Source organism: Candidatus Nitrosopumilus sediminis, assembly GCF_000299395.1.
Classification (GTDB): domain Archaea; phylum Thermoproteota; class Nitrososphaeria; order Nitrososphaerales; family Nitrosopumilaceae; genus Nitrosopumilus; species Nitrosopumilus sediminis.
In genome coordinates this window covers 1,618,068-1,630,021 of the sequence record NC_018656.1, presented here as the reverse complement: position 1 = coordinate 1,630,021, position 11,954 = coordinate 1,618,068, and the positions used below count along the sequence as shown (strand labels likewise).

Here is an 11,954-nt window from a genome sequence, read left to right as displayed (position 1 = left end):
TGAAAGCTCACTTAAAAGCTAATTGTATTGATTTTTAACAAAGTCAAATAAATCATCGATATGGAACCTGAAGAAAAGATTCAGGCACATTTAGTATCAGTATGGAGAGAAGGAAAAAAGTTCTTTTCAATTGGTGGTAAAGAAGGCATGTTAGTATTAACTGACAAACATTTGATGTTTATTCATAAGACAGAATCCAAGATGAATTGGTGGAAAGCAATTACACAAAGACAAGTAATTAATTTCATTAAATCAAAAAACACAATGATTCGTCATGATGGATATAATGAAGAAGATTTGATGAATGATTGTGAGGATGACAGAAATATAGAGTTAAGTTTTGATGATATTTCCAGTATTAGTTTTACAGAAAAAGATTGGGGAAGTTCGTTACAATTAGAGTATCATAAAGATGGTAAAGAGGAGAAATTTCAGTATTCAATAGCCCAAGACTGGGTAAAATATCCTGTAAAAGAGCCTACAAAATACATGAAAGTGGATTGGAAGCCTTTTGTGCAATATATTAAAGACAGGCAGAAATTTACAAAATAAAATTGAAAGTTTATGCTGTGGGTGTTGGACCTGGTTCTCCAAAATATGTGACAGAAATTGTTAAGGAAATAATTCAGAATTGTGACGTTGTTATTGGTTACAAATACACATTAAAAACAATAGAAGATTTGATTGCAGGAAAAGAAGTGTATGAAATTACTATGAATGATCAAGAGGCTTCTTATCAAAAAATACTTCCAGAACTTGGAGAGAGAACATTAGTTATTCCATTTACTGGAGATGTTAATTTTTCAGAATCAGAAGTTGTTGATAGGTTGATAGAAATTTTTGGAGAAGTTGAGATTGTTCCAGGTATTAGTTCAATTCAAGTTGCAGCATCAAGAGCAAAGGTTCCTCTTGATAAATCTAAAGTAATTACAATGCATGTAACTACTCCTATAGAAGACAAAAAATTAGAGTTACAAAAAGCATTGATTGATGGTTTTAGTGTAGTTTTAGTTCCAAGACCTTGGCCAAAACAACCAGACAAGCATTTCATGCCTTCTGAAATAGCGATTTATCTTAGAAAACATAATTTTGAGACTGATAAAATGAAAGTTCATGTTTTCGAGGCAATAACTACTGAAAATGAGACATGTTTTGAGGGAACAGTGAAAGATTTGGAAGGAAAGGAATTTTCTGATTTATCTGTAATGGTGTTCAATCAAGTAAATCTTGATTCATACATGAATTACAGATGGCAGTGGGAAAACTAATTTCTCTGTTGGTTTGTGGTAGTACCAAATGTATCTCTAACTATATCAGGAAAACTTGCCACTTCAATTCTCATATAATTATAATCAGGATCGTATAGTTTGTAAATTCCTAAACCATCAAATGTAATAGTAGCAGATTCCCCTGGTGCAATTGGACCAGTAGAAATCCTTCCATCAGGTGTAAATGGGACATATCTATCACCATAATTTTCTTTTCCACTAATGATACTATGATTTGTAATATCATCATTTACTATATTGATGACAGTGCCAGGATGTACTGAAAGTCTATCAATAGAAAAGAATCGAAGATTGCTAGCAGCAGTATTGCCCGGAATAGTTTTATCGACTCCTTGGGCAGATGCACCTTTGAAAATATGAATAGTTAGATTTTGTTCTTTTGATTCTGTAGGAATTTGACTAATTTTTGATAAAGTAGATAATTTAGTAACGTAAATTATTTTGTACGTATTATCTGATGTGGTAATTCTACCTGTAAAACCATAAACTGATGCATCTTTACTTTCATCAACTAATCTTCCAAAAAGGCTTATTGATGCATCAAATCCACTTGGACTTTCAATTGCTCCATTTAGTCTGATATAGTTGCCTTCACGCAAAAATTTTCCTTGTAAATTGGAAATTACAAATTCTTTATCATCTAATGTGATAAAACCATCTTCTGTAAGAAAGTTAACTGTACTTCCACGTTGATTTTGAGAAGATAAGGCTAGATCAATTTCAGATATCCTAATTACTTCCTCAGTTACTGCAAAACCTGACCCCTCTAAAAGAAATGGCTGATTTTCAGAAATCTCAGCAAATGATTCATTTACAAAATATCCAGATGAAACTACAAGTAAAGCTAATAATGAAATGGCTGCCTTCATGATTAAATTCTCATCTAATTTGGTTTATAATTTACTACTAAATTATTTTAGACTGATTAGGCAAATCAATGGGTAATTAAAAAATTAGAATCCAGGCATGTCGATCAAACCTTCTTTTTGAGCAATTTCTATCATGTAAAATTCAAGATAACCTCCTGCTAAAAGAAGACCTGTAACAATCCCAATTTCAATCAATGTTGGTTTGATAAATGGAATCAAATCAAATTTTTTGATAATTGCCCTGATCAAAATAAAACTTCTAGATATTCCAAATGAATATGCAACCAGTTCCATCAATCCAAATGGAGAAAAGAAAAGAATTGAAAGTGGGGGGATTTCACCAATTTCTGGTGCAGTAAAAGCTATTGAGGCAAAGGCAAATCCTGTAGACCAAGAAGAAAAGAGCCCCCATACAACGCCAAATCCTGGGATAAACATTGGAAGAGCAATTGTCAAGTTATGTGTAAATATTCCAAATGCATCAATGTCTAAAACAAGTTTTTCAAATTCTGCCATAAAGGCATCTGCCTCCTCTTCAGTTACAGTAGATAATGAACCAATTTGAAACAAGGTTGCAAAAAGTCCCATAAATACAAAGAATGAGATTATTCTAAGTTTATTCACACAGCCATATCCCACGAACAATATTTGAGGGTTGGTGTAGGCGCAGATTTAATTAAACCAAATTGTATTTTTTGATATGAAAAAGGAACTTACTCTTGCATTAAACTATGCATTGAATAAGGGATTTCAGATTCATCCTGATGCCTTCAAAATTTTAGAAGATGTTGATGTAAAAAAATTAGAGAAGATAATAAAAGAAATAGTTAGAGAGAAAACTAGACAGAAATTATTTCAAATTAACCAGGATGATTTGGAAACATATCTTGGAATAAAAGATGATTTATCATTACAAAATGAAATTAAAATAATCTCAGATCCGACAAATAAGATAACTTCTGGAGAGGGAGTAAAGGGGTATAATGCATTATTTTCAAGTCGTTTTAACAAGCTTAAACGGATCATCTCAGACAGACCAGAATCAAAAATGCTCAAATCTGCTGCGTCCTTAAAAAATACAAAAATTGAAGATGATTTGTATGTGTGTGGGCTCGTTTCAGTTAGAAATTCTGAGAGAAATATCACAAAAATAGTCCTTGAAGATCCATCAGGCTCATTTGAGGGTATTATTTTTGATGAGGAATTGCAAAAAACTGCAGGGACTTTGCTGTTAGATCAATTTGTAATGGCCAGAATAGGTTCGGCTAAAAATTCAGGATACATAATAAAGGATCTAATTTTACCTGACATACCAGAACAGGCAAAAAACAAGTCAGAAAGTGAAGCATATGCTGTATTTCTCTCAGATTTGCATGTAGGGAGTAAATATTTCATGGAAGAAGAGTTTTCAGATTTTGTATCATGGATTTCAAGTCCAGATCCTGTTGCAAAGAAAATTCGATTTGTTCTAATTGGAGGTGATGTGGTAGATGGGGTTGGGATATATCCAAATCAGAATAAAGAATTGGTTTGCCAGACAATCCAAGAACAATTAAAAAAAGCAGAAGATTTGATTGACAAAATCCCAAAAAATGTAAAGATCATAATAATGCCCGGAAACCATGATCCTGGACGAAGAGCATTACCACAGCCAGCCATTCCTGAAAAATACAATTCTGGTTTGTGGGAAAGAGAAAATGTGTTTATGGTTGGTAATCCTGCCGTGGTTTCATTAAATGGAGTTAAAGTTTCAATGTTTCATGGACAAAGTATAGATGATATTGTCAAGACTACACCAGGTCTAAGTTATGATAGACCTACTGATGTGATGAGACACCTGCTCAGAGCAAGACATTTGAGCCCAATTTATGGTAGCCAGACACCTATAGCACCTGAAATGGAGGATCTTATGGTTATTCAAGATATTCCAGATATTTTTCATGTCGGTCATGTTCATAGAGCCCAGTTGGACATGTACAAAGGAATTTTGTTGATAAATTCAGGTTCATGGCAGAAACAAACACCATTTCAGGCCAGTGTTGGAATGACTCCAAATCCAGGAATCGCTATTTTGGTAAATCTAAAAACTTTCCAAGTTTTTCATCAAAATTACAGTTCTAATTTAGACAATGTCTTGCAAACTTAGATCATCTTTGAATGTTTTTTTTATCATTTCAGACGATATTGTGAGTTTGTATTTTTTAGTCCTGCCATGAATTCCTTGATGAATCAATCTTCCAGAGATAATTCCAGATAATTCAATTTCACTAAGCATTTGTGTGATCCTTCTTTGAGTCAGCTCATCTTTTCCAACTGCTTTACAGAGGTTTTTGTAGGATGAGTAAATCTCACCTGTGGAAGAGCCATTTGCCTTCATTATTGCGATAAGAATTAGTTTCTCGTGAAGAGGGAATGATTTGAGGGATTTTTCCTCTTTATTTTCTTCCATTTTTTGAGACGCTTCCCTGACATGCTCAATGGTGACTTTGTCTGATTGTTGTCTTTCAGCAAGTTCTCCTGCTACTCGAAGTAAATCAATTGCTCGCCTAGCATCTCCATGTTCTCCTCCAGCAAGTGCGGCGATGAGATTTAGAGCCGGTTCCTCTATAGAATTTGGGATAAATGATTCATGGATTCTTTCTTCAAGAATTTTTTTTATTTGTTCAACATTATAGTTTGTAAATACAATCTCCTCTTCTCCTAAACTACTGATTACTCTAGGATCTAATCTTTCTTTAAATGTCAAATCGTTTGAAATCCCTACCAAAGTTAGAGAGCCTTGGGTTAGACGTTCATTTGCTCTAGTGAGTTGATAAAGAATGTCTTTTCCTGTTTTTGCCACTAGTTGGGCTAGATAATCAATTTCATCAATTACGAAAATAGCATTTAGTTTATCTTCATCAATTTTGGTTAGTAATCTTTTGAACACTACGCTAATGGCTAGTCCATTTGAGGGTAATTCCTTCTCATTTAGGCCTAATTGCCTGCCTAGGCTGACCAATAACCCGTAAAGAGTTGTCTCTTCTTTGGAATTAGAATAGATTAGTTTGATTGGGAAGTTGGATTTCTCTACTCTCTCTTGGATTTTAGATAATACTTTTTTTACTACTAATGTTTTACCAGTACCAGGTTTTCCATATACTAGAAGATTTGAAGGTCTTGATTTTTTTAGAATTGGTAATAATGATTGGGTAACTTGTTCTTGTTCAGATTTCCTATGTAGGATAATATCTGGAATATATGAATAATGAAGAATGTCTCGATTTTTTATTATTGACTTTCCTGATTCTGCTGCATCTAACAAATCATCTATTGGATCAGACATCACTCACACACCTTTGTTTCCTCTCAACATTAACACAATCATATCTAAATTAAGAGAGTATAGAATAGAATAATAATTGTAGTTTAGTTTGTAATTAATTATTTTTAGTTAGTTTTAGATTTCCTATTAAAAAAAAATTAAAGAAAAAGATAGAGTGGAAATATTGGTGTGTGGGTTTAGTATGAAATTAGAAATAAGTTAACATTTTTGTTAAGTTTATGTTAAAAAACACCCTGAAAAGGTCATTTTAACCCCTTTATTTCCATTCCAGGCGTTAAGATAGATGTTAACACTGTGAATATCATGAAATCAACCCCTTTATTTCCACTCCAGTCACGAAAATATCTTAATTTAATAGATTTTTTAATAATGTGTTGTTAATAACAAAAAATAGGTTAGGCGTAGGCTAGGCAGTCAATGTTAACAAACTACTTAGTTAACAAATATTCGCGGATCATTTGAACTGTTAACATTCGATCCTTTAGATCTCAAAGATGGCCAAAAAAAGGATTAGAATTGATATGGAAGACTCTGATGGAGCACGCTATGACATCAAATTGGAGGGTAATGTAACCAGGGACAAAGTTCTAAAAATATTTGAAATGATGGATTTGATGAATATTGAAGAAGAACATGAGGTAACAAACATGGATTCTGTAGGTTCTAAAATTTGGAACATAGTGGATAAATTCTTCCCAATGGGCAAATTTACCTCCACAAACATTCTTGAAAAATATGAGGATGAATATAATGAGCCTGTAAAACTTAGTGTTATCTCTACATATCTATCAAGATTTTCCTCAAAAGGTAGGGTAAATAGGACTAGAACAGGTAGAGAATGGACATATCAAACTATCAAACTGGCTCAAAAACAACAATAATTAATCAAGAAATAGTGACTTTTCTTACCAACAATCTATCTTTTCCAAGAATTACTTTAACATATTCACCTTTTTGGATGTCCATGTATTTTCTAAACTGTTTTGGGATTGAAATTGTTCCAGCCGAGGTGATTTTTACTAATACTTCATTATCTTGAACTGACATAATCCTATTATAATTTAATAATATATATAATTTAATAAATTATTTAATTATTTAATCATTATAAAATAAGGCTAATTTTATGAAAAACATTGTAAATTTATGTTAAAAAATTCTAAAATTTTTCTATTCTGTGATTGGATTGACTTCAACCTGTCCAACTTTTGCCATTCCTTTCTCAGTAATTGAATAAGTATATGGTTTTGATTCGGTATTCCTTTGTACATATCCCTCCTCAAACAACTTTTTCATTAGGCGTGAAGTGTGTTCTCTACTTTTCTTTAATGTGATTTGTATGTCACGTGATGTCATAGATTTGTCTGTGATTAGATGCAACACATAATCAATTGGATTCGCAGGTGTAATATTTGGTATATTAGGCGTAGAAACTACTTTCTCAGGTGTGATTTCAGACTTACTAACAACCTCAACTGGTCTCTCCTGAACCTCTTTTTTTGCTAATTTCTCTAAAAATTGTTTAAGTTCAAGATTAGGATCCTCTACTTTCTGTTCAATGCCTTGAATTTCTAATGCATCTAGGCGTATTTTCATATCTATTAACTGTCTTTCATAATATTCTAATCGTTCAGTCTGTGTAGCATCAAACCCATCACTCTTAATTCTCACAAATGGACTTATCTTGAAATATGCATACAAACCTACAATTCCTACAATAAATGCTAGAATCACACCTAAAATCACTTCGGGTTCGGGAATTTCTACTAACATCACAACATCTATGCCTACATCGTGATTTATCGTGATAGAACAATATTATTTCACACTTTAGATTAACATACTCACACTCGTTATCACAAACAATTTCATTTATTGCTAATCTAGATAATCACAAACATCACATATTACATGCCTGACGAATGAGTCTGTCTATCACACTCATCACTTCGTCTTCTCTTTCAGGAAAAATATCACTCTCATTTATCACACTAATTTGTTCAGAAAGCTTTGATATCACATCTATATCATCAGGCAAAAGTATGCCTAAACCACGGAAAAGTATGATTGAATAGAATAATCCAATTAATTTATCCCTAGATTGTCCAACTTGCCTATAATAAGCACCTTTACTAATAGAAAAACTCGATTCTAGAAGATCTTTTTGATTTAAAATAATTTCAACTTGTCGCTCTGTAAATAGTGATTTTTTGATAATTTTACGTATAATATTGTTAAAATTAGATCCTTTAGATTCATCCATAGCTATACAAATCTGTATACAGCATTCCAATTAAACTTTAAAGAGACATCTACAGACACCCTTTATGGCTGGAGATAAGGTAGAATCATTCCTAAAATCAGAATTAAAAAAGAAAAATGCATTATTGTTCGTCTTAATAGACTCAGAAGTATCCAATCTTGAGGCATCAAGCAAACTTGCCAAAGATGTTGAAAAGATTGGGGCTTCAGCAATTTTAGTAGGAGGATCATCTGCAACTGATCAAATTGAAATGGCTCAAGTAGTAAAAGGAATCAAAAAAGGCCTAAAAATTCCAATAATTCTATTTCCAGGTAATGTTACTGGCGTTGTACCAGATGCTGATGCAATCCTATTTAGTTCATTAATGAATTCTGAAAATCCATATTTTATAACCCAAGCACAGGCTTTAGGAGCTCCAAGTGTACTTAAATTTGGATTAGAACCACTTCCAACTGCATATTTAGTAATTGGAGATGGAACATCAGCATGGTTTGTTGGTTCAGCAAGAGGAATTCCATTTGAAAAACCAAAAATTGCTGCTGCATATTCACTTGCGGCTCAATTTCTTGGCATGAGATTTGTATATCTTGAAGCAGGTTCTGGCGCAAAGACTAATGTCACTCCTGAAATGGTAAAGACAGTTAGACATGCCTTTAATGGATTTTTAATTGTAGGTGGAGGAATTAAAGATGAAAAAACTGCTGAAAGTCTAGTTAAAGCAGGAGCAGATGCTCTAGTGATTGGAACCTTCCTTGAAAAAGGAGGAAGTATCAAAAAACTCGAAAAAATAGCAAAAGCAATTCAAAGAAGCAAGTAGTAAAGAACTGTATTATGTCTGAAAATAATTCAACATCTCGAATTGCTAATATTGAGATGCCTGATTACTATCTTGACTACTATTCTAATCTCTCAGATGAAGTATATTCGATATTTGAGCATGCCGCATCAGCAAAATCTAGTTTGGCAGATTCCTCAGGCAATATTGAGCCTAAAATTGCATTTGACCTGGCTGATAGAGTTGCAAAAATGCACGAAATCGATATCGCTGAACCATTAAGAGAAATCCTAAAAATTAACGGGAAAGAACTTTCCGCCTTAATTTTGGCAAAAGAGATAGCTTTAGGAAAATACTGTCTTCCCGATGCCACTTTAGAAGACAAACTAGATCTCGCAGTCCGTGTAGGATTGGCGATAATTACTGAAGGAGTTACCATTGCACCATTACAAGGAATTAGTGAAGTAAAAATAAAAAAAATAAAGATGGATCGGAGTATCTTTCCGTTTCTATTGCCGGACCAATGCGTTCAGCAGGTGGAACTGAATCTGCAGTAACTCTACTCATTGCAGATCATGTCAGAAAAATTGCTGGCCTATCAAAATTTCAAGCAAATTCTTTTGATGATGAAACTGGTAGATTTGTTGAGGAATTAAGAATCTATGAAAGAGAAGCTAGTAGCTTCCAATTTCATATTTTAGATGAAGATATTGAACATGTTATTTCTAATCTACCAGTTGAACTAGCTGGCGTAGACACTGATCCATATGAGGTTGTAAATCATAAATCCATGACTCGAATTCAAACAGATCGAGTAAGAGGAGGAGCCTTACGTGTTCTTAATGATGGTTTGATTGGAAGATCAAAAAAACTCCTCAAAAGAATCGAACTGTATAATCTAGATGGTTGGGAATGGCTAAATGATCTTAAAGGAGCAGTTCAAACAGGCGATAATCAAGAAGATGCAGCAGCAAAAAGAATGCGCGAAGTGATTACAGGCAGATCTGTATTGTCTATGCCTAACAAATTAGGTGGATTTAGGCTAAGATATGGAAGAGCATGCAATACCGGCTTTGCTGCAGTAGGAATTCACCCGATAATCGCTGAGATTCTTGATCATACTGTAGCAGTAGGAACTCAAATCAAAATAGATATTCCAGGAAAAGGAGCAACCGTTGCATTTGTTGATTCAATTGATACTCCAACTGTTCGTCTAAACAACGGTAACGTTGTGAAAATTCGAGATGTAAAACATGGATTAGAAATCAAAAATGAAATTGAAAAAATTCTACATCTAGGTGATATTCTAATTTCATTTGGTGATTTTCTAGAAAACAATGCACAATTGGTACCTTCAGCATATGTAGAAGAATTTTGGATAGAGGAACTAAAACAAAAAATTGAAAAATACGAACCCGATGATCAATATCTAAATCAATTTTTGAACAAAATTCCCACAATTGATGAAGCATTAAAAATTTCACTTGATTTTAAAATTCCACTTCATCCACATTACTTGTATTTCTGGGACAAAATATCATCTGAAGAACTTGTCAAACTTTTAGAACCCAAAAAAGTCAATAAAACATCAATCGAATATTCAAACCAAGTAAAAAAAATTCTAGAAGCTTTGGGCACACCACATAAAGTTGAAAATGATTTAATAATTCTTGAACATCAAGAAGCAAAAATTTTCTTTAATCTTTTATTTAGAAAAAAACCTACTATCAGTGATTTATCTGTCCCAAAAATTCTAACTGAATCATCTGGCATTAAGATCAATAATAAATTCTCAACAAGTATTGGAGTTAGAATAGGACGACCAGAAAAAGCAGCAGCAAGGCAAATGAAGCCTGCAACACATGTGTTGTTCCCTGTTGGTGAGAAAGGAGGACCTACTAGGGATCTTCTCAAAGCTTCTAGAACTGATCACTTTTTTGCCAATATTTACAATCGACATTGTACAAAATGTAATCAACCTTCTATTGGCATAAAATGTTCTATCTGTGGCACAAAAACTTCAATCACTTTCAGATGTACTAATTGTAGAGACACTCTTAATGAGCCATTTTGTGAAAAATGTAAGCGTAAAGCTCCTGCTCACTCCCATAAGGAATTCCCATTGAAAACTAGGTTACTTTTAGCTCAGGAAAAAATGGGACTTCGTGCTAAAGAACCATTCAAAGGAGTAAAAGAACTAATCAATCAAGATAAAATTGCAGAACCTCTTGAAAAGGGACTTGTACGTCAAAACTTTGGACTGACTACGTTCAAAGACGGAACCGTTAGGTTTGATGCAACAAATTCTCCATTAACACAATTCAAACCATCTTGGATTGGTACATCTATTGAAAAATTAAAGGAATTTGGATATACTCACGATATTGAAGGACATCCAATCGAATCTGAAGATCAAACAATAGAGCTTCGAATGCAGGATGTAATTATACCATATGAAAGTGGAAAATATCTAGTCTCAACTTGCAAATACATTGATGTTTTATTACAAAATTTTTATGGCAAAACTGCATTTTACAATGTGAAAAATTTAGAAGATCTTCTTGGACACTTGATAATTGGTTTAGCTCCTCACACATCTGTAGGAATAGTAGGAAGAATCATAGGATATACTGAAACTCATGTCTGTTTTGCAACTCCTAATTGGCATTCTGCAAAAAGAAGAGATGCTGATGGGGATGCTGATTCTATAATGCTATTAATGGATAGCCTTCTTAATTTTTCAAGACAATTTCTGTCTGATAGAATTGGTGGATTGATGGATGCACCATTACTTGTTCAACCACATGTTTTACCACATGAATCTCAACCACAAGCACATAATCTTGAAGTTATGAAAATACTCCCTTTGGAATTTTTTGAATCTACATTTAAACAGATAAAAGCTTCTGATGTTACCTCAATCGAAATTATCAAATCCCGGCTTGAAACCAAAAGACAATTCTATGACTATCACTTTACACATGAAACTTCGTCATTAACCACCTCAAAATCAAGAAGTGCATATTCCACACTTGGTTCAATGCTTGACAAGTTTGATATGCAAGTTAGAAATGCTGAATTAATCAACGCTGTAAACACATCAGAAATTGTCTCAAATGTAATTTCAACACATCTTGTTCCTGATCTAATGGGCAATCTAAGGGCATATGCTAGACAAAGCTTTAGGTGTACTGCATGTGGAAAATCATTTCGTAGAATGCCTCTAATCCAAACTTGTGTTTGTGGGCATAAACTAATTGCCACCATTACAAGGGGATCAGTAGAAAAATATCTAAAACTTGCAAAAAGATTAGTTGAAAAATATGATGTAAGTGAATATCAAAAGGGCAGAATCCACGCTCTCTCTGATGAGATTGAATTAGTGTTTGGTAAAAGTAAAGGAGATCAATCTTTACTTACAGATTATTAGGAA

Annotated in this window: 11 protein-coding genes and 1 pseudogene; 6 read left to right on the top strand and 6 right to left on the bottom strand. The window is 33.3% G+C overall.

Annotated elements, in window-relative coordinates; all coding sequences use genetic code 11:
* Positions 1–60: 60 nt before the first annotated feature.
* Entirely contained in the window at positions 61–552 is a 492-nt protein-coding gene (locus NSED_RS09690; RefSeq protein WP_014966085.1) for a hypothetical protein, read from the top strand.
* 2 nt (positions 553–554) lie between these two features.
* Positions 555–1,268, top strand: coding sequence for a precorrin-6y C5,15-methyltransferase (decarboxylating) subunit CbiE (gene cbiE / locus NSED_RS09685; protein ID WP_014966084.1), 714 nt, complete (start codon positions 555–557; stop codon positions 1,266–1,268).
* Here cbiE and NSED_RS09680 read toward each other — a convergent pair.
* Together NSED_RS09680 and NSED_RS09675 are read right to left on the bottom strand one after the other, a co-directional pair.
* A complete protein-coding gene (locus tag NSED_RS09680; protein WP_014966083.1) occupies positions 1,265–2,158 on the bottom strand; it encodes a cupredoxin domain-containing protein in 894 nt (297 codons plus the stop codon). The genes cbiE and NSED_RS09680 overlap by 4 nt on opposite strands.
* An 84-nt stretch (positions 2,159–2,242) precedes the next feature.
* Entirely contained in the window at positions 2,243–2,746 is a 504-nt protein-coding gene (locus NSED_RS09675; RefSeq protein WP_014966082.1) for a hypothetical protein, read from the bottom strand.
* A gap of 112 nt (positions 2,747–2,858) precedes the next feature.
* Between NSED_RS09675 and NSED_RS09670 the strand changes: the two genes are divergently transcribed.
* Entirely contained in the window at positions 2,859–4,304 is a 1,446-nt protein-coding gene (locus tag NSED_RS09670) for a DNA-directed DNA polymerase II small subunit (protein WP_014966081.1), read from the top strand.
* Here the strand turns inward: NSED_RS09670 and NSED_RS09665 are convergent.
* Positions 4,281–5,483 (bottom strand): Cdc6/Cdc18 family protein, encoded by a 1,203-nt coding sequence (locus tag NSED_RS09665; protein ID WP_014966080.1) that lies wholly within the window; start codon positions 5,481–5,483, stop codon positions 4,281–4,283. The two genes, NSED_RS09670 and NSED_RS09665, sit on opposite strands and share 24 nt — an antisense overlap.
* 494 nt (positions 5,484–5,977) lie before the next feature.
* On the opposite strand from NSED_RS09665, the gene NSED_RS09660 reads away from it, so the two are divergent.
* Positions 5,978–6,364, top strand: coding sequence for a hypothetical protein (locus NSED_RS09660; RefSeq protein ID WP_014966079.1), 387 nt, complete (start codon positions 5,978–5,980; stop codon positions 6,362–6,364).
* 4 nt (positions 6,365–6,368) lie between these two features.
* Here the strand turns inward: NSED_RS09660 and NSED_RS09655 are convergent, their stop codons facing one another.
* From NSED_RS09655 to NSED_RS09645, 3 genes are all read right to left on the bottom strand, one after another.
* Positions 6,369–6,530 (bottom strand): AbrB/MazE/SpoVT family DNA-binding domain-containing protein, encoded by a 162-nt coding sequence (locus tag NSED_RS09655; RefSeq protein ID WP_014966078.1) that lies wholly within the window; start codon positions 6,528–6,530, stop codon positions 6,369–6,371.
* A 123-nt stretch (positions 6,531–6,653) separates the two neighbouring features.
* Entirely contained in the window at positions 6,654–7,256 is a 603-nt protein-coding gene (locus NSED_RS09650; protein WP_014966077.1) for a winged helix DNA-binding protein, read from the bottom strand.
* 127 nt (positions 7,257–7,383) lie between these two features.
* On the bottom strand, positions 7,384–7,746 hold the full coding sequence (locus tag NSED_RS09645) for a hypothetical protein (RefSeq protein ID WP_014966076.1): 363 nt from the start codon (positions 7,744–7,746) through the stop codon (positions 7,384–7,386).
* A 64-nt stretch (positions 7,747–7,810) separates the two neighbouring features.
* Between NSED_RS09645 and NSED_RS09640 the strand changes: the two genes are divergently transcribed.
* Complete coding sequence (locus NSED_RS09640; protein WP_014966075.1) at positions 7,811–8,563, top strand: phosphoglycerol geranylgeranyltransferase; 753 nt, start codon at positions 7,811–7,813, stop codon at positions 8,561–8,563.
* A 14-nt stretch (positions 8,564–8,577) separates the two neighbouring features.
* A pseudogene (locus NSED_RS09635) lies at positions 8,578–11,951 on the top strand (DNA polymerase II large subunit).
* The last annotated feature ends 3 nt before the right edge of the window (positions 11,952–11,954 follow it).